This is a genomic window from Stenotrophomonas sp. INTA L402-1, from assembly GCF_059295135.1.
The window spans coordinates 13,973-40,599 of sequence record NZ_JCAFWP010000016.1; the positions used below are offsets into that span (position 1 = coordinate 13,973).

At 66.7% G+C, this 26,627-nt stretch carries 26 protein-coding genes; 17 read left to right on the forward strand and 9 right to left on the reverse strand.

Annotated features, from left to right (window positions below; translation table 11 throughout):
* Positions 1-23 precede the first annotated feature (23 nt).
* Entirely contained in the window at positions 24-158 is a 135-nt protein-coding gene (locus AC5O77_RS10980) for a hypothetical protein (protein WP_478057798.1), read from the reverse strand.
* Between the two features lie 114 nt (positions 159-272).
* On the opposite strand from AC5O77_RS10980, the gene AC5O77_RS10985 reads away from it, so the two are divergent.
* Positions 273-689 carry a VOC family protein gene (locus AC5O77_RS10985; protein ID WP_478057799.1) on the forward strand — a complete coding sequence of 139 codons (417 nt, stop codon included), beginning with the start codon at positions 273-275 and terminating at the stop codon, positions 687-689.
* 12 nt (positions 690-701) lie between these two features.
* Here the strand turns inward: AC5O77_RS10985 and AC5O77_RS10990 are convergent, their stop codons facing one another.
* A complete protein-coding gene (locus tag AC5O77_RS10990; RefSeq protein WP_107433164.1) occupies positions 702-1,397 on the reverse strand; it encodes a DAPG hydrolase family protein in 696 nt (231 codons plus the stop codon).
* A 75-nt stretch (positions 1,398-1,472) separates the two neighbouring features.
* Between AC5O77_RS10990 and AC5O77_RS10995 the strand changes: the two genes are divergently transcribed.
* Positions 1,473-2,126, forward strand: a complete 654-nt coding sequence (locus tag AC5O77_RS10995) for a TetR/AcrR family transcriptional regulator (RefSeq protein ID WP_494506806.1) — start codon at positions 1,473-1,475, stop codon at positions 2,124-2,126.
* Between the two features lie 60 nt (positions 2,127-2,186).
* Here AC5O77_RS10995 and AC5O77_RS11000 read toward each other — a convergent pair whose 3' ends face one another.
* Both AC5O77_RS11000 and AC5O77_RS11005 read right to left on the reverse strand, forming a co-directional pair.
* Positions 2,187-2,849: an SMI1/KNR4 family protein gene (locus AC5O77_RS11000; protein WP_478057802.1), complete on the reverse strand. Its 663-nt coding sequence runs from the start codon at positions 2,847-2,849 to the stop codon at positions 2,187-2,189.
* Between the two features lie 129 nt (positions 2,850-2,978).
* Positions 2,979-3,863, reverse strand: coding sequence for a LysR family transcriptional regulator (locus AC5O77_RS11005; RefSeq protein ID WP_149908660.1), 885 nt, complete (start codon positions 3,861-3,863; stop codon positions 2,979-2,981).
* Between the two features lie 107 nt (positions 3,864-3,970).
* On the opposite strand from AC5O77_RS11005, the gene AC5O77_RS11010 reads away from it, so the two are divergent.
* From AC5O77_RS11010 to AC5O77_RS11020, 3 genes are all read left to right on the forward strand, one after another.
* Positions 3,971-5,029 (forward strand): NAD(P)-dependent alcohol dehydrogenase, encoded by a 1,059-nt coding sequence (locus AC5O77_RS11010; protein WP_032129891.1) that lies wholly within the window; start codon positions 3,971-3,973, stop codon positions 5,027-5,029.
* Between the two features lie 117 nt (positions 5,030-5,146).
* Positions 5,147-6,403 (forward strand): NnrS family protein, encoded by a 1,257-nt coding sequence (locus tag AC5O77_RS11015; protein WP_317218059.1) that lies wholly within the window; start codon positions 5,147-5,149, stop codon positions 6,401-6,403.
* A gap of 31 nt (positions 6,404-6,434) precedes the next feature.
* Positions 6,435-7,031, forward strand: a complete 597-nt coding sequence (locus AC5O77_RS11020; RefSeq protein WP_239669743.1) for a GrpB family protein — start codon at positions 6,435-6,437, stop codon at positions 7,029-7,031.
* Positions 7,032-7,076: 45 nt separating this feature from the next.
* Here the strand turns inward: AC5O77_RS11020 and AC5O77_RS11025 are convergent, their stop codons facing one another.
* Positions 7,077-8,441 carry a glutamate--cysteine ligase gene (locus AC5O77_RS11025; protein ID WP_032129893.1) on the reverse strand — a complete coding sequence of 455 codons (1,365 nt, stop codon included), beginning with the start codon at positions 8,439-8,441 and terminating at the stop codon, positions 7,077-7,079.
* A 152-nt stretch (positions 8,442-8,593) separates the two neighbouring features.
* On the opposite strand from AC5O77_RS11025, the gene AC5O77_RS11030 reads away from it, so the two are divergent.
* The 3 genes from AC5O77_RS11030 (at position 8,594) to AC5O77_RS11040 (ending at position 11,768) form a co-directional block, all read left to right on the forward strand.
* Positions 8,594-9,298, forward strand: a complete 705-nt coding sequence (locus AC5O77_RS11030) for a VIT1/CCC1 transporter family protein (RefSeq protein WP_049421856.1) — start codon at positions 8,594-8,596, stop codon at positions 9,296-9,298.
* Positions 9,295-10,119 carry a helix-turn-helix transcriptional regulator gene (locus tag AC5O77_RS11035; RefSeq protein WP_494506807.1) on the forward strand — a complete coding sequence of 275 codons (825 nt, stop codon included), beginning with the start codon at positions 9,295-9,297 and terminating at the stop codon, positions 10,117-10,119. The genes AC5O77_RS11030 and AC5O77_RS11035 overlap by 4 nt, the downstream gene beginning before the upstream one ends.
* 677 nt (positions 10,120-10,796) lie before the next feature.
* Positions 10,797-11,768, forward strand: coding sequence for an MBL fold metallo-hydrolase (locus AC5O77_RS11040; protein ID WP_478057543.1), 972 nt, complete (start codon positions 10,797-10,799; stop codon positions 11,766-11,768).
* A gap of 73 nt (positions 11,769-11,841) precedes the next feature.
* On the opposite strand, the gene yihA is transcribed toward AC5O77_RS11040, so the two are convergent.
* Positions 11,842-12,444 (reverse strand): ribosome biogenesis GTP-binding protein YihA/YsxC, encoded by a 603-nt coding sequence (gene yihA, locus AC5O77_RS11045; RefSeq protein WP_014038472.1) that lies wholly within the window; start codon positions 12,442-12,444, stop codon positions 11,842-11,844.
* Between the two features lie 156 nt (positions 12,445-12,600).
* Here yihA and AC5O77_RS11050 point away from each other — a divergent pair, with 156 nt between their 5' ends.
* The 4 genes from AC5O77_RS11050 to AC5O77_RS11065 all read left to right on the forward strand — a co-directional run bounded on the left by AC5O77_RS11050 (position 12,601) and on the right by AC5O77_RS11065 (position 15,886).
* Complete coding sequence (locus AC5O77_RS11050) at positions 12,601-13,401, forward strand: c-type cytochrome (protein ID WP_180838418.1); 801 nt, start codon at positions 12,601-12,603, stop codon at positions 13,399-13,401.
* A gap of 106 nt (positions 13,402-13,507) precedes the next feature.
* On the forward strand, positions 13,508-14,158 hold the full coding sequence (locus AC5O77_RS11055) for a thiol:disulfide interchange protein DsbA/DsbL (protein ID WP_032128968.1): 651 nt from the start codon (positions 13,508-13,510) through the stop codon (positions 14,156-14,158).
* Between the two features lie 106 nt (positions 14,159-14,264).
* Positions 14,265-15,095, forward strand: coding sequence for a thiol:disulfide interchange protein DsbA/DsbL (locus AC5O77_RS11060; RefSeq protein ID WP_478057544.1), 831 nt, complete (start codon positions 14,265-14,267; stop codon positions 15,093-15,095).
* Between the two features lie 53 nt (positions 15,096-15,148).
* A complete protein-coding gene (locus AC5O77_RS11065) occupies positions 15,149-15,886 on the forward strand; it encodes an endonuclease/exonuclease/phosphatase family protein (RefSeq protein ID WP_005419292.1) in 738 nt (245 codons plus the stop codon).
* Between the two features lie 67 nt (positions 15,887-15,953).
* On the opposite strand, the gene AC5O77_RS11070 is transcribed toward AC5O77_RS11065, so the two are convergent.
* Positions 15,954-16,823, reverse strand: coding sequence for an EamA family transporter (locus AC5O77_RS11070; protein ID WP_478057545.1), 870 nt, complete (start codon positions 16,821-16,823; stop codon positions 15,954-15,956).
* A gap of 72 nt (positions 16,824-16,895) precedes the next feature.
* Here AC5O77_RS11070 and AC5O77_RS11075 point away from each other — a divergent pair, with 72 nt between their 5' ends.
* The 3 genes from AC5O77_RS11075 (at position 16,896) to fhuE (ending at position 20,324) form a co-directional block, all read left to right on the forward strand.
* Entirely contained in the window at positions 16,896-17,378 is a 483-nt protein-coding gene (locus tag AC5O77_RS11075) for an Lrp/AsnC family transcriptional regulator (RefSeq protein WP_478057603.1), read from the forward strand.
* A 77-nt stretch (positions 17,379-17,455) separates the two neighbouring features.
* A complete protein-coding gene (locus tag AC5O77_RS11080; protein WP_478057546.1) occupies positions 17,456-18,007 on the forward strand; it encodes a M23 family metallopeptidase in 552 nt (183 codons plus the stop codon).
* 172 nt (positions 18,008-18,179) lie between these two features.
* On the forward strand, positions 18,180-20,324 hold the full coding sequence (gene fhuE, locus AC5O77_RS11085) for a ferric-rhodotorulic acid/ferric-coprogen receptor FhuE (RefSeq protein ID WP_478057547.1): 2,145 nt from the start codon (positions 18,180-18,182) through the stop codon (positions 20,322-20,324).
* A gap of 139 nt (positions 20,325-20,463) precedes the next feature.
* Here fhuE and AC5O77_RS11090 read toward each other — a convergent pair whose 3' ends face one another.
* Positions 20,464-23,325, reverse strand: coding sequence for a TonB-dependent receptor (locus AC5O77_RS11090; RefSeq protein WP_032128961.1), 2,862 nt, complete (start codon positions 23,323-23,325; stop codon positions 20,464-20,466).
* 102 nt (positions 23,326-23,427) lie between these two features.
* Between AC5O77_RS11090 and AC5O77_RS11095 the strand changes: the two genes are divergently transcribed.
* Positions 23,428-24,030 (forward strand): hypothetical protein, encoded by a 603-nt coding sequence (locus AC5O77_RS11095; protein WP_494506808.1) that lies wholly within the window; start codon positions 23,428-23,430, stop codon positions 24,028-24,030.
* Between the two features lie 9 nt (positions 24,031-24,039).
* On the opposite strand, the gene AC5O77_RS11100 is transcribed toward AC5O77_RS11095, so the two are convergent.
* A complete protein-coding gene (locus AC5O77_RS11100; RefSeq protein ID WP_032128960.1) occupies positions 24,040-24,447 on the reverse strand; it encodes an ExbD/TolR family protein in 408 nt (135 codons plus the stop codon).
* Between the two features lie 151 nt (positions 24,448-24,598).
* On the opposite strand from AC5O77_RS11100, the gene AC5O77_RS11105 reads away from it, so the two are divergent.
* On the forward strand, positions 24,599-26,584 hold the full coding sequence (locus AC5O77_RS11105) for a transglycosylase SLT domain-containing protein (RefSeq protein ID WP_494506819.1): 1,986 nt from the start codon (positions 24,599-24,601) through the stop codon (positions 26,582-26,584).
* Positions 26,585-26,627: the final 43 nt, after the last annotated feature.

The following is a 26,627-nucleotide window of genomic DNA, read 5'->3' on the forward strand; positions in this document are numbered from 1 at the left end:
CCTGCCCTCAGCCTCCACGTGGATTACACGGATGCAGGCTTCGCCTTCGGCGGAATCTGCTTGGCTCCGCCCAGGACGGCGATGCCACCTGCGGCCAGCGCCATCGGCCGACCTGTTTCTCCAGCGCGCGCCCGCGCTTCCACTTCCAGCTCATGCATGGAATCCTCCTTGGCAACGGGGCCACCGGCCGGAACGATTGCGGCACTCCGGCCTGGAACTACAGTTCGATCCTAGACCGCACATCCGAGCCCAACAACATGACGAAAGTCCCCATGAGCTCCGTCACCGCATCATTCATCGTCAATCTCGACGTTTCCGATCTTGCAGTGGCTGAAGCCTTCTACACCGAAGCCTTCGGCCTGCAGATCGGCCGCAGCCTCGGCCCAGGCGCCGTGGAACTTCTCGGTGGGCCAGCGCCGCTGTACCTGCTGCAGAACGAGGCCGGCAGCGCCGCCACCGAAGACGGCGACGTGCGCGACTACGAGCGTCATTGGACGCCGCTGCACCTGGACTGGGTAGTGCATGACATCGAGGCCGCACTGGCCCGTGCGGTTGCGGCCGGGGCGACGCTTGAGCAGTCCGTGCGCGAGCGACGCTGGGGCCGCATCGCCGTGCTGGCCGATCCGTTCGGGCATGGCTTCTGCCTGATCCAGTTCAGCGGCGAAGGCTACAACGCGCTGGTCGAATGACCGGTGCGCCGTTCACCACGGCAACGGCACTGCTTCACCGTTGGCGCGCTCACCGTAGTACAGCGACGGCAGCAGGCGCGAGAGGAAACTGAACTCCGTGTAGCAGTGCTTGAGCAGGCCCAGGCCGACCGCATCGCCGGCATCGCAGTGCGGATCGGTGCTGTCCAGGCCGAGCACGAAGCGGCTGCGCAGCACACAGCCAAACGGCGTATCGCGCGCCACGTGCAGCATCTGCCCGTCGCAGGGATCACCGTTTGCATCCAGGCGTACGTGGTCGCCAAAGCCGATGCGCGCGGCGATCACTGCCGATACATCGCCTGCATCCTGTGCCACCTGCAGGCGCTCGGGCACCAGCAACGTGCGCGGGTCATGGAACTTCAGGCGTGCCGCCACCGGCGGGATGTCGGCCAGCGATTCCACCGCGTGGATGCTGGCACCGTGGTAGCTGCGTCCGCGCTGCCAGGCCGCGTCCCAGCCGCGATGCTCGACATGATCGACCGGATGCCACCAGCGGATGTGCTGTGTGGTCTCAAAGAACGTAAACCACCAGTCCAGCATGCGGCCCTTGCAACCGTGCAGATCGGTACGCACCGCCACCAGCAGGGTGCCATCTTCGCGGCGCTGGATGCCGGTTTCCAAGCGCATCGGTGCGGGGTCGAGCAGATCGTGGTGGTCCAGCCAGGCGCGGGCGTTCACAGCGGTATCCATCGGGGTCTCCTGCATGTCGGGAGACCTGACAATACGGAAACGTTATTCGTTTCGCAATTATCCGAATGCGGTAAGATGGGCGCAATGAACAGCACCACCCTGCCCGAGCCACCCTCACCAATCCGCCGCCGCGGCCGCCCTGCGCGGCCGGAAGCCGAAGTCCGCCACGCCGTGCTGCAGGCCACGCTGGAGCTGCTGCTGGCACAGGGTTACGAGGCCACTACCATCGAAGCGGTGGCGGCGCACGCCGGGGTAGCGAAGAAGACCGTGTACCGCCACGCCAGCAACCGCGAAGAACTGGTCGGGTTGGCCGTGCGCGAGTGGACCGACGGCTTCGCGCCGCAGTTGCAGCGCGATGCGCACGACGCCGACGAGGTGATGCCGTTGCTGCAGGCCATCCTGCACGCGGTGTGCGCGCAGGCACTGTCGGCGCAGGCAGTGCAGGTATTCCGCCTGCTGGCCACCGACTTTCCTGGCAAGGACGCGCTGCTGCAGGCCTATCTGGACAATGGCATCGAACGCGGCCGTGCGCTGCTGGCCGACTGGCTGGCGCGTCAGCAGCAGCGCGGGCTGCTGCGCGAGGGAGATGCCGCGTGCATGGCACGGCTGATCCTGGCGATGGCCGTGGCCGAGCCGCTGCGCGAACGCGTGATCGGTGTGGTGGCCGAGGATGCGCCGGTAGAGGTGCATCTGCGTGATTGCCTGGAATTGTTGGCACCCGTACTGTAGGCGCCGTAGCCGGCCGCATCCACGCATGGCGAGGTTCTACCGGCAGCGCTTCGGATCAGGTCACGCCTGCACGTAGGGCATTTCGCTGTCGATACCGTCGAACGCGATCAGCTGCAGCAGCGGCTGCACGTCCTCGTCACTGATCTCACCCGCAGTGATGTCATCCACGCGTGCATACAACGCCTCCAGCGCCGCTACCTGGTCCCCTCGCAGCCAGCCACGATGGGTACTGAGCCAAGCCTGCAGATTGGTTCCGATATCGCCCTCCGAAAGCAGCGAATCCTCTTCCTCCAGCTCCACCACCGCTTCGGCCATCTTGCGGAACAGGAAGTCCTGGAAGTTCGCGGCCAGCAGATCGGCGCGATCATCGTCATGCCAGACCAGCAGCACCGGCGACTCGCTGGAACCCGGTGCATTGGTCCAGAAACAGTAGTGATCACCCGCGCCGGTGCGCGCGAACGGCAGCAGTTTCAGATCATCGCGCAGCGGGTTGTAATGATCTTCGGCAGTCAGATCTTCCCACGCTGCGCGCAGTTCGCTCGGCTCGATCGGTTCATAGTCGTTGGCATACAGCAGTACCGGCGGCTGCGGCTGCACCTGCGGGAACACCGTGCGGTACCAGTTCGGGCCCTGCTCGCCCCAGCTGAAACGGTTGCCTTCCACCAGCTGGCGGAACAACGGCGGGAAGGTCTGGCCGGAAGCCTGTTCGAGATCGGCGAGCATGCTCAATGACGTCCTTTTGTTGAGAAGACTCACTCTAGCGGGTGAACGCCATCCACGCATGGCGTGGATCTACCCGGAAAGCTCTCGTTGGAGCCGGTCATTGGACGGCACTGCGCCATCCACCGCGATTCACTCGCGCAGCATATCCACGAACGCACGCAGCGCACCGGGCATCTGCCGCTGCTTCGGGTAGTACAGCGCGAAGCCGGCGAACGGTTCGCTCCAGTCTTCCAGCACCGCCACCATCTGCCCCGATTCGATGTAGGGCCGCGCGGTGTCTTCCAGCACGTAGGCCAGGCCGATGCCATCGAGTACCGCGCCGACCACGGTGCCCTGCTCGCCCAGCGTCAGCCGTCCGGGCACGTCGATCTCCAGCGCCTGCCCACCGCGCTCGAACTGCCACTTGTACAGATGCCCGCTGGCGAAGCGGAAGCGGATGCATTCGTGTGCAGCGAGATCGCGCGGATGCTGTGGCGCGGGATGCCGCCGCAGATAGTCCGGCGAGCCGACAATCAGCCCGCGCAGTGGTGGCCCCATCGGCACTGCCACCATGTCCTCGGGTACGAACTCGTGCAGGCGCACGCCGGCGTCGTAGCCCTCGGCGACGATGTCGACCAGGCCGTCGTTCTCGGTCAGCTCCACCCGCACGTCGGGATGGGCGTGCAGGAAGCGCGCCAGCCGTGGTCCCAGCTGTGTCGCCACCGCAGCACGGGTGGCGTTGATGCGCAGCAGCCCAGCCGGGACAGCACGGAACTGGTTCATCTCCTCCAACGCATCGTGCACCTGCCCCAAGGCCGGCTGCAACCGCTCCAGCAGACGCTGCCCGGCCTCGGTCAGGGCCACGCTGCGGGTGGTGCGATGAAACAGGCCCACCCCCAACCGTTCTTCAAGCGCGCGGATCGCATAGCTCACCGCCGAGGTCGACAGCGCCAGCTCGGCGCCGGCACGGCGGAAGCTGCGGTGGCGGGCGACTGCGGCGAACGCGGCCAGGTGGGAGAGATTGTCAGTGGCCATGATTGTGCAGTTTCACTTGATGAATCATGCCGATATCCGGGCTTTTTGCCGCTGGGTACGGGGCGTATTGTAAAGCGCCTTTCGATAAACCCTGCCAAGGATTCCCCATGTCCCTCGCCCGTGGTTACGCCGCCCATTCACATACCGACCCGCTGATCCCGTACGAATTCGAACGCCGCGCGGTCGGCCCGGACGATGTGCGCATCGAGATCCTCTACAGCGGCATCTGCCATTCGGACCTGCACCAGGCCCGCGACGACTGGGGTGGCTCGATCTACCCGATGGTGCCGGGCCACGAGATCATTGGCCGCGTCACCGAGGTCGGCAGCAACGTCACCCGCTTCAAGGTGGGCGACCACGCCGGCGTGGGCTGCATGGTCGACTCGTGCCGCCACTGCGACGCCTGCGAGCACGACCTGGAGCAGTACTGCGCCGAAGGCGCGACCTGGACCTACAACGGCCGTGAACGCGAAAGCGGCGCGCCGACCTACGGCGGCTATTCCGACCACGTGGTGGTCGAACAGCGCTTCGTGGTGAAGGTGTCCGAAACGCTGGACCTGAAGGCCGCCGCGCCGCTGCTGTGCGCCGGCATCACCACCTGGTCGCCGCTGCGCCACTGGAAGGTCGGCCCGGGCCAGAAGGTCGGCGTGATCGGCCTCGGTGGCCTCGGCCACATGGGCGTGAAGTTCGCCAAGGCCCTCGGCGCGCACGTGGTGATGATCACCACCACGCCGGAAAAGGGTGCCGATGCCAAGCGCCTGGGCGCCGATGAAGTGCTGGTCTCGCGCGATGCCGCGCAGATGAAGGCGCACGCCGGCAGCTTCGACTTCCTGCTCAACACCATTCCGGTTGGCCATGACACCAACCCGTACATGGGCCTGCTCAAGCGCGAGGCCACCATGTGCCTGGTCGGCGTGCTGACCGAACTGGATCCGCCGCTGACCGGCGGCAGCGTGATCTTCGGCCGCAAGCACCTGACCGGCTCGGCGATCGGCGGCATGGCCGAAACCCAGGAAATGATGGATTTCTGCGCCGAGCACGGCATCGTCAGCGATGTCGAGATGATCGACATCAAGAACGTCAACGAAGCTTGGGAGCGCATGGCGAAGAACGATGTGCGCTACCGCTTCGTGATCGACATGGCGACGATGAAGAACGCCGCCTGATCGATCGGCGACTGTGAACGAAGAACCCCGGCACTGCCGGGGTTTCTTGTTTGCGTTGCACGGCCCGTCCGCCGGGCCATGCCCGGCGAGCGAAGCGGTTGCCTCCCCTCCTTGGGCATGACGAAGATCAAGGACCCGGCCACCAGCCGGGCGCAGACTCGCTGCATGGCCCGCCTGCCCTCCCCTGCGATGCTGATGCGCGCGCCGCACCGGCTGCTGTTCTTCATCGGCGCCAGCAACCTGCTGCTGGCAATGCTGTGGTGGGCGTTGTGGCTGGGCGCATTGCGCGGGTTGTGGAGGCCGCAGCCACCGCCGCTGCCTCCGGCCTGGCTGCACGCGCTGCTGATGCAGTACCTGGTACTGCCCAGTTTCATCTTCGGCTTCCTGCTCACCGTGTTCCCGCGCTGGATGGCACAGCCGGAGCTGCCACGCAGCCGTTATGCGCCGGTCGGCATCGGCCTGTTTGGTGGGCAGGCGTTGCTGATTGCCGCCGCCTGCGGGTGGACACCCGGACTGTGGCCCGGCCTGCTGCTGGCACTGGCCGGCTGGAGCGCCGGACTGATCGTGCTGGGACGCGTGCTCAAGGCCGCCGGTCCCAACCGCAACTGGCATGCGCGCGCCTGCTATGCCGCACTGCTGCTGGGCTGGCTGGGGCTGCTGCTGTTCATGGCGGTGGGGCGCGGACACGCCACGCTGATGCCGGTCACGGTGGCACTCGGCACCTTCGGCCTGCTGCTGCCGGTCTACCTCACCGTCGCGCACCGGATGATCCCGTTCTTCGCCAACAACGTGGTGGATGGCTATGTGGCGTGGCGCCCGCTGCGCTGGTTGGCTGCGATGTGGGCGCTGCTGATGCTGCGCCTGCTGTTGAGCGCGTTGCAGGTCGACCACCTGCTGTGGCTGGCCGATGCGCCGCTGCTGATGTTGTCGCTGCAGGCGCTATGGCACTGGTGGCCACGCGGGCCGATGCCGGGCCTGCTCGCGGCCCTGTTCCTTGCACTGGCGTGGCTGCCGATCAGCTTCGCGTTGTATCTGCTGCAGGACATCGGCCAGATGCTGGGCCATCCGCAACTGCTCGGCCGCGCGCCGCTGCATGCCCTCGCCGTGGGCCTGTTCGGCAGCCTGCTGGTGGCGATGGTGACCCGGGTCACCCAGGGCCATTCCGGCCGACCGCTGGTGATGCCGGCAGTGGCCTGGTTTGCGTTCGTCGCGCTGCAGGCGGTGGCGATCATGCGCATCGCTGCCGAACTGATGCCCGACGCCCATGCGTGGCATTTCGCCGCAGCCATCGGCTGGTTGCTGGCCTTGGCACCGTGGGTGGCGCGGCTGGGCTGGATCTACCTGTGCCCACGGCGCGACGGCAAGCCGGGCTGACATCACCGCTGAGCATGGCACCATGGTGGGCATGTCCGATATCCCGTTCGATCCCACCGCAATCACCACCTTCGCCGATGGCGACCCTGAGGAGAATCCCTGGGTTCTCGGCGCGCCGCAGCCGGAAGCGCTGCAGGTGGTGCCCTGGTCCACGCTGTGGGCCGACCAGTTCGAGCAGCAGCGCACGCAGCTGCAGGCGACACTCGGCAACACCGCGCTGGGCATTGAACATGTCGGCTCCACCGCGGTGCCGGGCCTGCCGGCCAAACCGGTACTTGACATCGACCTGCTGGTTGCCGATCCCGCCGACGAAGCGGCCTGGCTGCCAGCGCTGCAGGCACTGGGCTACGTGCTTACCATCCGCGAACCCTCGTGGTACCAGCACCGCATGCTGCGACTGGACGTGCCGCGCGTGAACCTGCACGTGTTCGCACCTGGTTGCGCCGAGCACCTCCGCCACTGCTTGTTCCGCGATTGGCTGCGCAGCCATGAAGATGACCGCAGGCGCTATGCACAGGCCAAGCAGGCAGCACTGCAGGGCAATGCCAACGTGCAGGCCTACAACCGCAGCAAGCAGGATGTGGTTCGCGGCATCTACGCGCGCCTGTTCGCAGCGCGCGGGTGGTGACGCAACGGCAGGTGCCGGCCCCGGTTGGCACCCGCCGGAACAGTGTCAGTACGCGAACTCGCGGAACACCGGATCGACGTCGCCGTGCCAGCGGCCATGGAACAGCGCCAGCTTGCGTTCGGCCGGGGTCAGGCCGGACTCGACGATCTCCTGCAGCACGTCCAGGAACTTGCTCTCGTCCTGGCCGTCGGCATTGCGCGCCGCGCGGCGCTTGAGGCCTTCGACGGAAATCTTCACCGCTTCACGGGCCAGGTCGCGCACGCTGCCAGTGCGGAACGGCAGGTTCATCGCATGCTTCGGCACGCCGTCGCGCAGTGCATGGCGCTCGGCCAGAGTGAAATCACGTACCAGGTCCCAGGCCGCATCCAGTGCGGTGTCGTCGTACAACAGGCCCACCCAGAATGCCGGCAGCGCACACAGGCGGCTCCACGGGCCACCGTCGGCACCGCGCATTTCCAGGTACTTCTTCAGGCGCACTTCCGGGAACGCGGTGGTCATGTGGTCCGACCAGTCGCGCAGCGTCGGCAGCGCGCCCGGCAGCACCGGCAGCTTGGCCTGCATGAAATCGCGGAAGCTCTGCCCGCTGGCGTCGTGGTAGATGCCATCGCGGTAGGAGAAATACATCGGCACGTCGAGCAGGTAATCGACATAGCGCTCGTAACCGAAGCCATCCTCGAACACGAAGTCGAGCATGCCGGTGCGGTCGGCGTCGGTGTCGGTCCAGATGTGCGAGCGGTAGCTCAGGTAGCCGTTGGGCTTGCCTTCGGTGAACGGCGAATCGGCGAACAGCGCGGTGGCGATCGGCTGCAGCGCCAGCGACACGCGGAACTTCTTCACCATGTCCGCTTCGGTGGCGTAGTCCAGGTTCACCTGCACCGTGCAGGTGCGGGTCATCATGTCCAGGCCCAGCGAACCGACCTTGGGCATGTACGCGCGCATGATCTTGTAGCGGCCCTTCGGCATCCACGGCATCTCATCGCGCTTCCACTTCGGCTGGAAGCCCATGCCGAGGAAGCCGAGCTGCAGCTCACCTGCCACCTGTGCCACTTCGTTGAGATGGGTGCCGGTCTCCACGCAGGTCTGGTGGATGGTCTCCAGCGCCGCGCCGGACAGTTCCAACTGGCCCGCCGGTTCCAGCGTGACCGAGGCACCATCGCGCAGCAGGGCGATCGTGTTGCCGTTCTCCTGCACCGGCTCCCAGCCGAAGCGGACCAGGCCGTTGAGCAGTGCCTCAATGCCGCGCTCGCCCTCGAAGGTCGGCGGGCGCAGGTCATCCAGGCGGAACCCGAACTTCTCGTGCTCGGTGCCGATGCGCCACTGCGCGCGGGGTTTCTCGCCGGAGGCGATCACCTCCACCAGCTGCGAGCGGTCGGTAATGGGTGTATCGGCGACGTGGCTGGGGCTCGACAAGGGGAAGGCTCGCTGGACAGTGGCGGGGGATGTGGGGCCCGGGGCCTTCCATCGCAAGGGCGCACTATAGCGTGGCGACCCGTTGCGTCATGCGACGGAGACGGTTTTCAGCATCCTACCGACGCCCTCTTGACCCTCGTACACTCGGGGCCATGAGCCGCCATTCACGACACCCCGAACTGCACCGCTCCGAGCGCGTCGGCTGGCTGCGTGCCGCCGTGCTGGGGGCCAACGATGGCATCGTCTCGGTGGCCGGCCTGGTGGTCGGCGTGGCCGCCAGCGGCGCCTCCGCGGCGACCATTCTGGCCACCGGCGTGGCTGGCACCGTGGCCGGCGCGATGTCGATGGCTGCTGGAGAGTATGTCTCCGTGCAGACCCAGGCCGACACCGAAGACGCCGACCTGGCGATGGAAAAGCGCGAACTGCACGAAGATCCGCACAGCGAGCTGGAAGAGCTGACCGCGATCTACCGCCACCGCGGCCTGGAGCCGGCGCTGGCGCGGCAGGTGGCCGAGCAGCTCACCGCCCACGACGCACTGGGCGCCCACGCCCGCGACGAGCTGGGCATCACCGATACCCTGCGCGCGCGCCCGCTGCAGGCAGCGCTGGCCTCGGCTGGCGCCTTCACCTGTGGTGCGGCACTGCCGGTGCTGACCGCGCTGCTCGCGCCGGTCGACAAGGTCGCGATGATGACCACCGCCAGCACCCTGCTCGGCCTGTGCCTGACCGGCGCGATGGCGGCCCAGGCCGGCGGCGCACCGCCGGTACGCGGCGCGATCCGGGTGATGTTCTGGGGCGCGTTGGCGATGGCCGCGGCCGCCGGCGTCGGTCGCCTGCTCGGCGCACACGTGACATGACCGCCATGCTGCCCCCGGCCACCGCACTGCTGGCCGAGATGGCCAGTCTGGCGGGCTGTGAGCGCGCCGAAGGCTATGCCTGCATCACCGCCCGTCGCGAGCATGGCGCCAGCTCGGTGGAGATTCCGCAACCGCAGTTCGCGATCCTGCTGGAGGGCCGCAAGCAGGTGCGCACCGCGCACCAGTCGCTGGAATTCATCCCCGGCGACATCCTGCTGCTGACCCAGCGCTGCCGGATCGATGTGGTCAACACGCCCGACCCGGGGACCGGCCGCTACCTCAGTGCCATCGTGCCGCTGTGTGCCGAAGTGCTGGCGGCCGCACGCACGCTGTGGAGCGAGGACCTTCCCGCGCCGGGCCAGGCGATGGCACGTCTGCCGTTGATCGACCATGGCCCGGTGCTGCGCCAGTGGCGGCAATCGCTGCAGGACGGCCGCTACAGCGAGGCACGATTGGCGCTGGCCTCGCTGGTGCTGGCCCTGTGCCGGCAGGGCCACGGCAACCTGCTGCTGCCGCAGGCGCCGAGCCTGGGCGAACAGATCCGCGACCGCATCGCCGCCGAACCGGCACGCGACTGGCAATCGCGTGATGTGGAAGAACAGTTCGCGCTGAGCGGTGCGACCCTGCGTCGTCGTCTCGCCGCCGAGGACACCAGCCTGCGCCAGCTGCTCACCGAGGCCCGGCTGGCGCATGGCATGCAGCTGCTCTACACCACGGACCTGCCATTGAAGACCGTCGCAGCACGCGCGGGCTACCGGTCTGCGGCGAGTTTCAGCAAGCGCTTCGCCGAGCAATACGGACTGACTCCCACAGACATTTGAAGGGGTTCGGCAGGGCTGCGCCCTGCACCCGCAGAGGCAACGGCAACGGCCGAAGCAACAGCAACAGCAACAGCGGCTATCCGAGGGAAGGCGGGGCGGTGTGGGTGGGCAGGACACGCCGTAAACCCATCCATGGGGGCTCGATGGCGCCATCCATGGCGCCAACGGTCCTGCCCACCCACACCACCCCGCCTCCGACAGATCTCCGCGGCTGTTGGTAGGTGTCGACCTTGGTCGACACGATTTTTCTGTCAGATATCGAATGAATCATCCACGCATTGCGTGGATCTACTGTGTCGACCAAGGTCGACCCCCACCAGGGCAATACGTCGTTCCAACAGATCGCAGAAAACTGTCGAAGGCGGGGTGGGTCCGGTTGCGGGGGCGTGAGCCGCATGGATGCGGCGACCGAGCTTACATGGACGTACTTGCAGCGGCCCCCGCAACCGGACCCACCCCGCCATCCCACGGATAGCCCGCTGTTGCTGTTGCCTCGGCTGTTGCTGTTGCTGTTGCTTCGGCCGTTGCCGTTGCCGTTGCCTCTGCGGGTGCAGGGCGCAGCCCTGCAGACAACCCCCCTCCCTGAGCATTCCGCGTAGTGGTTTGAGCGCCGCACACACGTCGGCCACGGCACGCTATACGGCAACGGAACCGCCCGTCGTCCACCGAGAACCACCATGTCCCTGCGTCCCCTGCCGCTGCACCGCGCCCTGCTGTTGGCCCTGTCATCCCTGCCACTGGCCGCGCTGGCCGAAACCACGTCGCCTGCCCCCACCCAGCAGGTCCCAGGCGTCTACCACCAGCGCGTCGGTGCGCTGCAGGTCACCGCCCTGTTCGATGGCGTGGTCGCGCTGGGCCGGCAGGAAGTCGTGGACGTGCCGCCGACGCTGGTCAGCCGCCTGCTGGAAGGCCGTTACGTGCCCGAAGACAAGAAGGGCCTGCAGACCGCGATCAACGCTTTCCTTGTGCGCCAGGGCAACCACCTGACCCTGGTGGATACCGGTACCGCGCAGTGCTTCGGCCCCGGCCTGGGCCAGGTGCTGGGCAACCTGCGCGCCTCCGGCGTGGACCCGGCCGAGGTGGATGAGGTGCTGCTGACCCACGCCCATCCGGACCATCTGTGCGGCGTGCTCGACGCGCAGGGCAAGCCGGCCTACCCGAATGCCACGGTGTGGCTGTCCAAGGCCGATGCCGACTACTGGCTCAACCCGGCCAGCGAGGCCACCGCGCCGAAGGGCGTGCGCTTTGCCTTCCCGCTGGCGCGCAACGCGGTAGCGCCCTATCAGGCCAGCGGCCACCTGCGCACCTTCAGTCCCGGCGATGCCCTGCCCGGTGGCGCGGTGGCGATGGACACCCATGGCCATACGCCTGGCCATGTCTCCTACCGGTTCGACAGCCAGGGCCAGTCACTGCTGGTGTGGGGCGATGTGCTGCACTTCCACGCGGTGCAGTTCGCGCACCCGGAGGCGGCCTTCGAGGCCGATTCGGACCGCAAAGCGGCCATCGCCAGCCGTCGCGGCCTGCTGCAGCAGGCCACCGCCAACGGTTGGTGGGTGGCCGGTGCGCACCTGCCGTTCCCCGGTCTGGGCCATGTGCGTGGCGAGGGCAAGGCCTATGCGTGGGTGCCGGCGGAGCATTCGCCGTTGTGAGAGTGTGCCGACCAAGGTCGGCACCCACCCGATCCGGTAGCGCCCGGCTGCCAGCCGGGCGACCGGAAATGCCTTATTCCAGCCCCAGCCAGCCGCCGATTACGCCGCGGGCTTCGTCCACGCCGGTACGGTCTTCGCCGGAGAACACCTGCACGCTGACGCTGTCACCGTAGGCCGATTGCAGTTCCTTGCGCACCTTCTGCAGGGACTGCATCTGCTGGCTGCGGCTGAGCTTGTCGGCCTTGGTCAGCAGCGCGTGCGCCGGCAGACCACGCTGCACGGCATAGGACAGCATCTGCCGGTCGTAGTCCTTCAGCGGATGACGGATGTCCATCACCACCACCAGCCCCTTCAGGGCTTCGCGGGTGCGGAAATACCTGTCGATGAAGGCCTGCCAGTGCGCCTGCAGGTCCAGCGGCACCTTGGCGTAGCCGTAACCGGGCAGGTCGACCAGATGCGCTTCCGGGGTGACCTGGAAGAACACCAGCTGCTGGGTGCGGCCGGGGGTCTTGGAGACACGGGCCAGGGCGTTCTGGCGGGTCAGCGCGTTGAGCGCACTGGACTTGCCGGCATTGGAGCGGCCGGCAAAGGCCACTTCGGCCCCTTCGTCGGGCGGCAGCTGCCGCACGTTGTGGGCCGAAAGGTGGTAACGGGCGCGTTCGATGAGCAATGACATGTGCCTAGGATCGCATGTTGCGGCGCCGCGCGCCCGTGCCGGCGGCCTTTGCGGGCATTTTGCTGCACTGCTGCGTTGACCGTGCGCGGAAACGGCGTTGATAATCCGGGCGATGCCGGCGGCCACCGCCCGGCCCGGTCCATACGGAGCTTTAGCATGCGCCACGCTCGCGTTCTTGCCGTATCCGCCCTTGCCACTGCCATAGTTGTTGCCGCTGCTGCGTTCGCGCAGACCACGTTGACCCCGCTGCCCGACAACGGGCCGATCAACACCGCTTCGCTGGAGGTCGATTTCAGCAAGACCCACTGGGGCGATGCCAAGGCCGGCCAGACCAAGGCCTCGGCCTGCGCGGCCTGCCATGGCGCCGACGGCAATTCCACGGTGGAGATGTACCCGTCCATCGCCGGTCAGAGCGAACGCTACGTCGCCCAGCAGATGGCCCTGATCGCCAATGGGCAGCGCAGCTCCGGCGCGGCGGTGGCGATGGTGCCGTTCGTGCAGAACCTCACCCCGCAGGACATGCGCGACATCGGCGCGTTCTTCGCCACGCAGAAGGCCACTGCCGGCATCGCCGATGACACGGCGGTCACCGACGGCCCCTACAAGGGCATGAAGTTCTACGAGATCGGCCAGCAGCTGTACCGTGGCGGCGATGCCAAGCGTGGCCTGCCGGCCTGCATGGCCTGCCACGGCCCCAGTGGCGCCGGTAATCCGGGGCCGGCCTATCCGCACATCGGTGGCCAGCATGCCAGCTATGTCGCGCGCCGCCTGCAGGAATACCAGGCCGGCCAGACCAACGAGACCGACAAGGCGCACTTCCAGATCATGGCTGCGGTTGCGCAGAAGCTGAGCGAGCAGGAGGTGCAGGCGCTGTCGAGCTACCTGCAGGGCCTGCACAACAAGGCCGACGACGTGGCCGTTGCCACCGCGCCGGCACAACCGGCTGCCGCCCCCTGACCACCACTGGTCGGCCCGGGTCGCCACGCCGGCCCGCGGCTGCGGTATGTTTCCTTCACGCCGGCGACCGCGCCGGCGTTGCTTTTTTCAACGGAGATGCGTGTCGATGAGGTTGATTTCCCGCCTGCTGTTGTCTGTGCTGGTGCTGCTGCCGCTGGTAGCCTGCGCCGCCACCCCCGCCAATGCCCCGCTGGTCGAAGGCAAGGACTACGAGCGCATCGCCCAGCCGGGCCCGTTCCAGCCGCTGGCCGGCAAGATCGAGGTGGTCGAGGTCTTCGGCTACACCTGCCCGCACTGCGCCCGTTTCGAACCGCAGCTGGAAGCCTGGGCAGCCAAGCTGCCGGCCGATGTGCGCTTCACTCCGGTTCCGGCAGCCTTCGGCGGCGCCTGGGATGCCTGGGCACTGGCCTACTACGCCGCCGACGAAGTCGGCGTGGCCAAGCGCAGCCATGCCGCCGTGTTCAAGGCCCTGCACCAGGACGGCTCGCTGCCGATGCAGAACGTCTCGGCCGATGAGCTCGCCACCTTCTACAAGGCCTACGGCGTGACCCCGGACCGTTACCTGCAGGCCCTGCGCGGCGATGCCGTACAGAAGAAGGTCGATGCCGCCCGCGCGTTCGCCCAGCGCACCAAGATCCCCGGCACCCCGGCGCTGATCATCAACGGCCAGTACCTGGTCCGTGGCGACAGCTTCGACGACCAGCTGCGCATCGCCTCGGCGCTGATCGCCCAGGCCCGCGCCGCCCGCGGCCGCTGAACCAACACCCACCACCGACACGGCGCTGTCGCCGCCGCGTGTCATCATTTCCCCCTGGCCGGCGCATGACGCCGGCCCCACCTTTCCAGATGCTGGAGACGTTTCCATGAAGATCCGTTACGCCCTCGCCCTCGCAGCGCTGCTGCCGATCCTGGCGGCCTGCAAGGCCGACGACGGCAGCACCAACACCACCGCGGCCCCGGCCGAACAGGCTGCAGCTCCGGCGACCACCGAACCGGCCGCTCCGGCCGCGGGTACCGAAGGCGCCGCCCCGGCCGCTGCCGAAGGCGAGAAGGCCGCGGCTGAAGCCGCCCCGGCCGCTGCACCGGCCCCGACCACCACCGCACTGACCGGCCCGGCCCCGGTGGAAGGCGCCGACTACCAGGTGATCCCGAACGGCCAGCCGTTCCAGCCGGCCGCCGGCAAGATCGAAGTGACCGAGATCTTCGGCTATGTCTGCCCGGCCTGCGCCGCGTTCCAGCCGCTGGTCGGCCCGTGGAAGGCCGGCCTGCCGAGCGACGTGAACTTCGTCTACGTGCCGGCCATGTTCGGCGGTACCTGGGACAACTACGCCCGTGCCTTCTACGCCGCGCAGACCCTGGGCGTGCAGGAGAAGACCCACGAAGCCCTGTACGCTGCCATCCATTCGCAGAAGACCCTGAAGGGCGAGCGCGGCACCGATTCGGTTGACGACATCGCCAAGTTCTACGGTGCCTACGGCGTGGATCCGAAGCAGTTCGCCGCCACCATGGGCAGCTTCGCGGTGAATGCCAAGACCAACTCGGCCAAGCAGTTCGCCCAGCGCAGCCAGATCAGCGGCACCCCGTCGATCATCGTCAACGGCAAGTACCTGGTGAAGGGCAAGAGCTTCCCGGACATGCTGCGCATTGCCGACCACCTGATCGCCCGCGAACGCGGTGCGGCCCAGGCTCACTGATCCAAGAGAAGCGTTTCCCGGCCGTGAATTCCCCCCGTACACGGACCCTGCGCTTGCTGACGGCCAACATCCAGGCCGGCTCAAGTACCCGCCGCTACAGCGACTATGTGACCCGCAGCTGGTCACATGCGCTGCCGGCGGGCCGCAAGCGCAGCAGCCTGGACGCGATCGCCACCCTGGCGCGCGAACACGACATCGTCGGCCTGCAGGAGGCCGACCCGGGCAGCCTGCGCTCGGGCTTCACCAACCAGACCCACTACCTGGCCCAGCGTGCCGGCTTCAACTACTGGAGCCACCAGCCGAACCGGCGCATGGGCGGGGTCGCCTCCAGCGCCAACGGCCTGCTGAGCAAGCTGGAACCGGTGGAAGTGCAGGATCACGCCCTGCCCGGCCGCATCGGCGGGCGCGGCGTGCTGCTGGCCAAGTTCGGCGACGGCGCCGATGGCCTGGCGGTAGCGGTAGCCCATCTGTCGCTGGGCGCGGGTTCGCGGATGTCGCAGCTGGGCTTCATTGCCGAGCTGCTGTCCGACCATCCCAACGCCGTCCTGATGGGCGACTTCAACTGCCTGGCCGAACGCCCGGAAATGCAGGTGCTGTACCAGAAGACCCGCCTGCAACCACCGGGCTGCATCGTGCCGACCTTCCCCAGCTGGCGCCCCGATCGCGCCATCGACCACATCCTGGTCAGCAGCGGCCTGCAGACCCGCACCGTGGAAGCCGTACCGGCCGCGTTCTCCGATCACCTCGCCCTGGCGATGCAGATCGACGTCCCGGCCGACGCCCTGCGCTGAAAAAAGGGGACGGAGGGGATTAAGTCGTTTGTGCCACAAACGACTTAATCCCCTCCGTCCCCTTTTTTCATGCGGTAACCGGCACGTTCAGCCGCCGCGCGGTCATCGTGCTGCCCACCGAGGCCAGCACCGTGCAGCCGATCGCCAGCCACTGCAATCCATGCAGGTGCTCGTGCAGCAGCAGCATCGCCCACAGCGCGGCTACTGCCGGCTCCATGCTGATCAGGATGCCGAAGGTCTCCTTGGGCAGGCGCTTGAGCGCCATCATCTCCAGCGACATCGGGATCGCGCTGGACACCAACGCCACCAGCAGGCCAGCGGCCAGGATCTTCGGATCGAGCAGTGCGGCGCCGGCATGCACCACGCCCACCGGCACCACCACCAGCGACGCCGCCAGCAGCCCCAGCGACACCGAATGCCCGGCGTGCAGATGGCCGGCACGCTTGCCGAACACGATGTACAGGCCCCAGCACGCCGCCGCACCCATGGCATACAGCACGCCGGCCGGATCCAGCGCCGGGCCGCCACCGATCGGCAACAGCAACAGCAGCCCCACCGCCGCGCAGCCCACCCACAGGAAGTCGATCGGTCGTCGTGATGACAGCATCGCCACCGTCAGCGGCCCGGTGAACTCGATGGCCACCGCGATGCCGAAGGGAATCGTGCGCAGGGCCATGTAGAACAGCAGGTTCATCAGGCCCAGGGTGAGCCCGTAGCGCAGGATGGTGATCGCATCCACGCGGCTGGTCTTCCAGCGCCATGGCCGCCAGAACAGCAGCAGCAACAGCGCCGAAAAGCCCACGCGCAGCGCGCTGGTGCCCTGGGCACCGATCAGCGGGAACAGGTGTTTTGCGTAGGAGGTGCCGATGGCCAGCGAGGTGACCGAGCCGAGCACCGCCAGCGCCGGCAACATCGGCGCGAGTCGTGAGGTCTGCATGCGCAAAGTCTATTGCGCCGGCGCCGAGCACTTGGCTCAATTGACGGCCCGTTCGTGCAACTTCTGCTCGCCATGGCCATCGCCCCCCTGCTCGACAGTTTCGACCGCGCCATCCTCGACCTGCTGCAGCGGGACAACACCCTGCCGCAGCGCGAAATCGCCGAGGCCGTGCACCTGTCCACCCCGGCCGTGCAGCGCCGGATCAAGCGCCTGCAGGACAGTGGTGTGATCGCGGCCAATGTGGCCGTGGTCGCTGCGGCGAAGGTCGGACGACCGCTGACCATCATCGTCGAGGTGCGCGTGGTCAGCGAGCAGCGCGAACGCGTGGCGCCGTTCAAGCGTCGCGTGCAGGACGACCCGGCCGTGCAGCAGTGCTACTCGATCACCGGCGATGGCGATTTCCTGCTGTTGCTTTCGGCGGCGTCGATGGAGGAGTACGAGGCAATCACCGAGCGCTTGTTCGGTGGCGATGACAACATCGAGCGCTTCCGTACCTCGGTGGCACTGGGCACCTTGAAGCGGAGTTTCGAGGTCCCGCTGGCACCGGTTCTGTAGCGTCGAGCCATGCTCGACTGCGCTTTTACCGCAAAGCAACAGCCGTCGAGCATGGCTCGACGCTACAGTCGGAGACCATGAGCACTCCTTCCTCTCCTGCCGGTCGCCTGCGCCGCTGGCTGCTGCGCGGCCTGTGGCCGGCCATTGCCGTCGTTGCCGCGATGGCGCTGTGGAACAGCCCATGGGCGGCCACGCCGAGGATGCTGTGGACACTCTCGCGCATGCCGCCGGCCACCGAACTCCCGGTGCCGGTGGAGGGTGTGCACCCCCGCCAGATCGCCGATACCTTCGACGCGCCGCGCGGCCGCGACCGCACCCACGCCGGCATCGATATCTTCGCCCAGCGCGGCACGCCGGTGCGCAGCGTCACTGCCGGCGTCATCGCGGATGTCAGCGAACGCGGCCTCGGTGGTCGCCAGGTCTGGGTGATCGGGCCCGGGCGGGAACGCTACTACTACGCGCATCTGGAAGGCTGGGCCGAGGGCCTGGCGCGCGGCCAGGTGGTGCAGGCCGGTGACCTGCTCGGCCACGTGGGCGACAGCGGCAATGCCAAGGGCACGCCGCCGCATCTGCACTGGGGCATCTACGGCACGAACGGCCCCCGCGACCCGTTGCCGTTGCTGCGCTGATCGCCACGGCGCACCCGCGCACCGAATCGTTCATGGTTTGTAAATAGGAATAGTTCGTATTACCATTTCTTTCGTTTCCGGTGGTGCCAGGACGGCCTGCCCGCCCTCCCCCTACCCGTAGCGCCTCGCCTCCTGGATGCCGGCCGAACGCGCGTGCTCGTCCAGGACCCCCATGACCCGTCCCGCCTTCCGTACCCTGCAGCCGCAGCGGCTGTCCGTTGCCGTGCTTGCCGTTCTCTGCGCCGTGGCCCCGGCCGCCTTCGCCGACACCGCCGCCGATCCGAACACGCTGGACAAGGTGGTGGTCAAGGGCGAACGTGCCGAAGGCTATTCGGTGCGCCGCACCTCGGCCGGTACCCGCTTCGATCTGGCACCGCGCGAGATCCCGCAGTCGGTCAGCATCATCAGCCACCAGCGCATCGAAGATCAGAAGCTGGACGACATCATCGACGTGCTGGCCAACACCACCGGCGTGACCAGCACCCAGTCCGACAGCGAGCGCACCGAGTTCTACGCGCGTGGCTTCTACATCGATGCCTACCAGTTCGATGGCCTGCCGACGCAGATGGTGCAGAACTGGAGCTACGGCGATTCCGGCCTCGATCTTGCGCTGTACGACCGCGTGGAAGTGGTACGCGGCGCTACCGGCCTGCTCAGCGGTGCCGGCAATCCGTCCGCCTCGGTGAACCTCATCCGCAAACACGCCGACAGCGCAGAACTGACCGGCAGCGTCTCGGTGAACGTCGGCAGTTGGGGCCGCACACGCACCACCGTGGACGTGGGCACCGCGCTGAACGCCAGTGGCACGGTGCGCGGCCGGGTGATCGGCAGCTACCTGGACACCGATGGTCAGATGGACCGCTACAACCAGCGCAAGACGCTGGGTTATGCCGTCATCGACGCCGACCTGACCCCGGACACGCAGCTCAGCGTGGGCTACGACTACCAGCAGAAGCGCGCCAACGGCGCGACCTGGGGCGGCTTCCCGATGTGGTACGCCGATGGCAGCCCGACCAACTATCCGACCTCGTTCAATCCGTCGCCGGACTGGACCTACTGGGACACCACCAGCAAGCGTGCGTTCGCCACACTGCAGCATGCCTTCAGCAATGGCTGGAAGTTCAAGATCGGTGCCACCCACGATCGCACCAAGGCCGACGACAAGCTGTTCTATCCGTCCTACACCGCGTTCGACAAGACCACGGGCGCCGGCATCACGCCGATGGCCGGCTTCTACAACACCGAGCGCAAGGTTGATGGCATCGATGGCTACATCGATGGGCCGTTCCAGCTGTTCGGCCGCGAGCACCAGTTCATGGCCGGCCTGAGCTACAACAAGCGTGAGTTCGCCAACTATGGTGATTTCCAGCCTGACTTCAACGATCCGAGTGCACAGTACCTGCCGCTGGCCAGCTACTTCGGTTGGACCGGTGATTTCCCGCAGCCGAACTGGCGACCGCTGAAGCTTGCCAGCCAGGGCACCATCACCCAGAAGGCCGGCTATGCCGCCGCACGCCTGTCGCTGGCCGATCCACTGAAGCTGATCATCGGTGCGCGCTACACCGACTGGAAGAGCGAAGACGAAGGCAACGACCGCTCGCACAAAGTGACCACGCCGTATGCCGGCCTGGTCTACGACATCAACGATACCTACTCCGCCTACGCCAGCTATACCGAAATCTTCCAGCCGCAGACGCTGCGCAACAAGCAGGGCAGCTACCTCGATCCGGTCGATGGCAAGAGCTACGAAGTCGGCATCAAGGGCGCGTGGTTCGACAACCGGCTGAATGCATCCGTGGCAGTGTTCCGCATCGAGCAGGACAACGTTGGCCAGGCAACCATGGAAAAGGTTGACGGGCAGTTGAACGAAACCGCCTACATCGCTGCACGTGGCACCGTCAGCCGCGGCTTCGAGTTCGAAGTGAATGGCGAACTGGCACCGGGCTGGAACGCGACCTTCGGTGCTTCACGTTACGTGGCCAAGGACATCAACGGCGCCGACATCAACACCAACCTGCCGCAGACCGCACTGAAGCTGTTCACCAGCTACACCCCGCAGTCGCTGCAGGCACTGACCGTCGGCGGCGGCGCCAACTGGCAGAACCGCATCTACTACACCGCACCGGTGGTGGGCCGCTTTGAGCAGGAAGGCTACGCGCTGGTCAGTGCCTTCGTGCGCTACCGCATCTCGCCGGAGTTCAGCGTGCAGGCCAACCTCAACAACCTGCTGGACAAGAAGTACTACTCGCAGATCACCGGTTACGGTGCGTACGGCGACGGCCGAAACGGCTCGCTGACGTTTACCTGGGCGTTCTGATCAGCAGCGGGGCACAACCGCCCCGCTCCTTTAGAGCCGAGCCCATGCTCGGCTGCCGTTCGCATCATTGTGTGGCGATCGAGTCGAGCATGGCTCGACTCTACAACGGCGCCGGGCTGAGCCCGGCGCCGTCCCTTCATCAGAAACGCAGGTCCGCGCGCAGGTACCAGTAGCGGCCACGCGGGATGTCATAGGTCGAAGCGTCGTAACCGTTCAACGAGCACGACAGGCAGATCGGCGGATCCTTGTCGAACACGTTGTTCAGGCCAGCGGTCAGCTGCAGCCCCTTCATCCAGTCGATCTTGTAGCCCACCTGCATGTCATGGAAGGTGGTGGCCGACAGCGTATTGGTGCCTGCGGCCTGGTTGCTGCAGACCGGGAATACAGAGGCGTCACCGCAGTTCTCGGTCAATTCGGAGATATGCCGAACGGTCCAGTTGGCACTCCAGCGGTCCAGCGTCCAGCCGATGCTGGCATTGCTGGTCCATTCCGGAATCGAGCTGTCGGCCACTTCCACGCCCGGCTTCTGCGGCTGCTTCTGGCCCGCCGCACCGGTGGCCTCGTAGCGGCCGACGAACGTGTTCTTCCAGCCCAGCTTGAACTGGCCGATCGAGCTCTGCGGCAACGTCCAGAACAGATCCACGTCCCAGCCATCGGTCTTGATCGAGCCGAGATTGGTCAGGCGGTTGTTGAAGCTGCTCACTGCACCGGTATTTGCGCGGGTGATGCCATCGCAGTAGATCGGATCCAGCGTTTCCACGCACAGGTCCAGCTGGGTCTGCGCGTTGATCGCTTGGATCGCACCATCGATGGCATGGCGATAGAAGGTCACCTCCACGTCGAAGCGCTCGGACCACGAGGTGTTGTTGCCAAACCACGGGCTCCACACGAAACCGGCACTGAAACTGCGCGAGCGCTCCGGATCCAGCTCGCGGTTGCCGCCGGTGGTCACCGAGATCTGCGAGTTGGCCTGCTGGAAGCCGGCCGGCACGCCCAGCGCGGCACAGTTGGCGGCGCTGCCGCGCGGCGGCGTACCGCCCAGGCCCACCGAGCATGGATCGAACAACTGCAGGTCGGCACGCGCGGCCGAACCGTACAACTCACCGATCGAAGGTGCGCGGAAGCCCTCGGCATAGGTCGTGCGCAGCACGAAATCGTCGGTCACCTGCCAACGCAGGCCGTACTTGGGCGTGAACTCGCCACCGAAGGTGGAGTAGTCCGAATAGCGGCCGGCCAGGCTCAGGTCCAGCTTCTTGCCGAATGAAGAGTCGGCGAAGATCGGCACGCTCAACTCCAGGTAGGCCTCGTTGACGTCATACGAGCCGGATGTCGGCTGCGAAGGCACGCCGTTGTAGTGGCCCGCCACCGTCAGCGGATCGGGCTGGTACGAACCCTCGTACTTGCGATACTCGAAGCCGGTAGCGAACGACACCGGGCCGGCCGGCAGCGTGAACAGGTCGCTGGACAGGTTGGCGGTGAACAGGCTCAGTTCGTTCTGGCTGCGGTCACGCACCACCGGCTGGATCCACTTCAGCATGTCCGGCGTGATCGAACCGGCACCGCCGAAGATGTTCAGCGGCACGCAGCCCGGCGTCGCCGCACAGACGGACGGATCGCCCAGCGCCATGTTGACGTTGTAGATGTTGTAGCTGCCGTAGTTGGTCTGTTCGGCCTTGTTCTTGCTGTACATGCCGTTGACGTCCCAGTACCAGCTGCGGTCAGCCGCCTGGAAGTTGCCGACGAAGCCGGTGGCGAAATACGTGGTGTCCACTTCCTGCTTGAACACGCGCGCACCGCCTTCCACCGGACGGCGACCGATCAGGCTCAGGTTGTCACCCGAGACCAGGTCGAAGCCGAACGGGTTGTACGGGTTGAGCGCAGACACGGTGATGTTGTCGGCCAGCGGATTGCCGGTGGCGCCATCGGGACCGAAGAACAGCGGCTCCGGGCCGGCCTGGTTGGTCGACTCACGGCGGTTGCCCAGTGCCTTGACGTACCACTGCACGTTGTCGGTGATGTCGAAGCGGAACTGGCCGAACAGGCCCTTACGCTCCGACGGTGTCAGCACCATGTTGTATTCGGCGAAGTTGAAGCGATCAGCACTGGTGAAGCAGTGATAGTCATCGGTGCGCGCGCAGCCGGCACTGCCGTCGTAGCGCGGGTTGCTCACGCCGGTATTGGGCACGATGTTCTGCACCGCACCGGTGTTCGGGTCGGTGAACATGAAACGGCCCTGCGGAATGCCACCGCTGCCGAAGGCCAGGCCGGTGCCGGGAATCGGGAAGCGCGACTGCTCGCGGTCCTTGGCGAACACCGGATCCTGCTTGGTCCAGCTGGCGCCGAGGAACAGGCTGAAGCGGTCGCCGCTCTTGCCCCAGGCCAGGTCCACGCCCTTCTGCGTGCCATCGCCCTTGCTGTACTCGCCGTAGTTCAGGGTCACCTGGCCGCCATCGAAGTCGCGGCGGGTGATGATGTTGACCACACCGGCAATGGCATCGGAGCCATACAGCGACGACGCGCCATCTTCGAGCACTTCGATGCGCTCGACGATGGCCAGCGGAATGGTGTTGAGGTCGGTGGCCGAGCCCACACCGGAGGCGGACGACTCATTGACCCAGCGGATGCCGTCAACCAGCACCAGCACGCGCTTGGCGCCCAGATGGCGCAGGTCCACCTGCGCCGAGCCAGCACCTACACCACTGCCATCGGGCGGGAAGCCGAAGTTGCCGGACGAATTGAACTTGGCATTGAGCGCGGAACCGGAACCGGTGAGCTGCTGCAGCACTTCGCCGATCGAGGTCAGGCCGGTGCGTTCGATATCACCGCGGGTCAGCGTCTGGATCGGCACCTGGCCTTCGACTTCAGCGCGCTTGATGCGGGTACCGGTGACTTCCACCGCATCGAGGTTGGTGGTGGATTGTGCAGCGGCACCCAACGGTGCCAGGGTCATCACGCACAGCGCGACGGCAACCGCCAAAGGGCGGTGGTGCAGGTGATTCATTCGCTCTCTCTCCAAAGGAATGTCGGGACAAGGGCTGCCGCACTCCCTCCCTGCATGGCGGCGCCGTCTCCTTTGTAAACAAGTGGTAAAAATCGCGGCGTGATGATCGACACTCTTTCACGCGGAATTGACGCAATTGCAGGCCGATTGCGTCAGATGACTGCAGGTTATGACCGGACGATATTGTTCACGACAGGCAACCTTGATGCCGGCTGCGACAGCGCGCGCCGGGGGCTGCCACATTCATGGAAAAGGTCTTTGCCGGACCGTTTCAGGAATAGTTTGAAATTCCCTCTTTCAGAAGGCGCCGCTAGTCGATCCAGCGCAGACTCGCACCTCCAGCCATTCGCGGGAGGATCGATCATGAAAGCGGTGAGTGCGGTGCTGGGTGTCACGACGGTGATGACGCTGCTTTTTTCCCTGGCGGGCGAATCGAGAGCAGGCGGCGTGATCGAGTGCAACAACTGCCCCTCTCCCAGCGATGCGGCCTTGGTCTCGGGAGAGGGATTGACGGTTGTGGTGGATTTCGAGAGAGCCGAGTTGACTGCTTTCGACGTTGAACGTGCCCCTGGGACCGGAAGGTGGCGAGCACATCCAACCCCGGTTCCAGCGCAGATTGAAATGGCCTTTCTGCGGATCCTGGATGCGACGCTGTCAGCAGGGGAAGCGCCGCTCATGCAGCAATCACCGCATGAGCGGCAGTGAGACATCGCACTACCGCACGAACGCAATGCGCTCCATGCCGGTCGCCTCGGCTGCGGCCAGAATCCTCGCCATGCCTTCGTATTCGGCCGCCGGATCGGTGGCGATGCGCAGCTCCGGCAGGTTGCCGGCATGTTCGCCCGCCTGTGCCTGCAGGCGCGCCTGCAGCTCACTGATCGCCATCGGCTGGCCATTCCAGCTGAGCTGGTTGGCTGCGTCCAGGCGCAGCTCGATCGGTGGTGGCGGTTCGGGACGGTCGACCACGCGATCGGTGGCCTGCGGCAACTGCACGGCAATCGGCCGGGCCACGATCGGCGCGGTCACGATGAAGATGATCAACAGCACCAGCATCACATCCACCAGTGGCGTGACATTGATGTCCGCCAGCGGGCCGCTTCTTCCTGCGCTACTGAACGCCATGTGCCGCTCCCTGCAGCCGGGCCGTTCGCCCAAGCTCGACACTACGTCGCCCGCAGGCTCGCGAGGCAGTGCCTGCTGCACGAGCATTCAGCTGCCGTTGCCGACCCATCGCGTGCACGCAATGCGAAACTGAATTCAGCCATTGCCCGCTATGCTGCCCGCCATGACCCGACGCTCTTCGACCGCCCTGTCCCTGCTGCCCTTGGCCACCACGCTGCTGATCGGTTGCGCCAATGCCCAGTCCCTCGACGCCCAGAACGCGCAGCTGAAGGCCGCGATCGCTGCCGCCGAACGCGGCCAGTTCGATCCCGGCCAGGCCGCCGCACTCAGCCGCCATCCGGCATACGGCTGGCTGGAGTACGCCAACCTGCGCCGCAACATCGACACCGTCGATACCGCGCAGGCGCAGGCCTTCCTCAAGCGCTATGACGGCCAAGCCGTGGCCAACACGTTCCGCAGCGTATGGCTGCCCTCGGTCGCGCGCCGCCAGGACTGGCCGACCCTGCTCGCCAACTGGGCGCCCACCGACAACGCCGGCCTGCGCTGTGCGCAGCTGACCGCGCGCCAGGTGACCGGCAAGGTCGATCCGCAGTGGATCAGCGAAGCGCAGGATCTGTGGCGCAAGAACGGCAAGTCGCTGCCGGACGGCTGTGATGCCGTTTTTGCCGTGCTGCAGGCACAGGGTGGTCTGAGCGACGCCCTGCGCTGGGAACGCATCGACGCTGCCGCCGACGCCCAGCAACCCGCTGTGATGCGCAGCGCCGCACGGGGCCTGCCTGCCACCGACCTGGCGCTGGCCAACAATTACGCCGCCTTTGTCGACAAGCCCAACGCCAGCGCGTTGAACTGGCCGCGCAACGAGCGCAGCCGGCGCATCGCCACCGATGGCCTGGCCAAGCTGGCCAAGGCCGATCCCGGCGCCACCGAACAGCAGCTGCCGCAGTACGCGCAGGCACTGGGCCTGAGTGCCGAGCAGCAGGGCCAGGTGCTGTACCAGATCGCACTGTGGACGGTCGCTTCCTATCTTCCGGATTCGGCGCGGCGCCTCAACGCGGTGCCGGAATCGGCGTACGACGAACGCCTGCACGAGTGGCGCGTGCGCGAAGCGATGTCGCGCGGTGACTGGCCGGCGGCGCTGACCGCGATCCGCAAGATGGGCAGCAAGCAGCGCAGCGACCCGCGCTGGCGCTACTTCGAAGGCCGCATGCTGGAGAAGACCGGCCAGGCCCAACAGGCGCAGCCGCTGTTCCGCGAGGCCGCGCGCGCACCGACCTTCCATGGTTTCCTCGCCGCCGACAAACTGCAGCAGGGCTACACGCTGTGCCCGTGGAAGCCGAACGACAGCACGCAGGCACAAGCGGTGATCGCGCGCGACCCAGCCATCCAGCGCGCGATGGCGCTGTACCAGATCGATCGCGCCGGCTGGGCCGTGGCCGAATGGAACAGCGCGCTATCGCGCTTCGATGACACCCAGCGCCGCCTCGCCGTTCGCGTGGCGCAGGACAATGGCTGGTTCGACCGCGCCGTGTTCGCACTCGGCAAGCAGCCGCAGGAACAGCGCCTGTACGACCTGCGTTTCCCGCTGCACCACGACGCCACCATCCGCCGCGAATCGGCACGCAACGCGATCGATCCGGCCTGGGTGGCGGCAGAGATCCGCGCCGAGAGCACCTTCACCCCGCGCGCGCGCTCGCCTGCCAACGCCATGGGCCTGATGCAGGTGCTGCCGGCCACCGGTGCCGGCGTGGCCAAGTCGATCGGCCTGACCGGCTACGGCGGTGCCGACAGCCTGTACGACCCGGACACCAACATCGCCATCGGTACCGCCTACCTGCGCCAGCTGATGAACAAGTACGACGGCCTGCCGTACGTGACCATCGCCGCCTACAACGCCGGCCCGACCCCGACCGCGCGCTGGCAGGGCCAGCGCCCGGGCTTTGATCCGGACCTGTGGATCGAGACCATCAGCTACAAGGAAACCCGCGAGTACGTCGCCCGCGTGCTGGCCTTCAGCGTGATCTACGACTGGCGCCTCAATGGCGATGCGCTGCCGCTGAGCGACCGCCTGATGGGCCGCCTGGTGGACAAGCGCAAGAGCTTCAGCTGCGCCGCCAACGCTGACCAGGGCGGCGATTGATCGCAACACGGTCGTGCCGGCCGCTGGCCGGCTTCGGCCATCA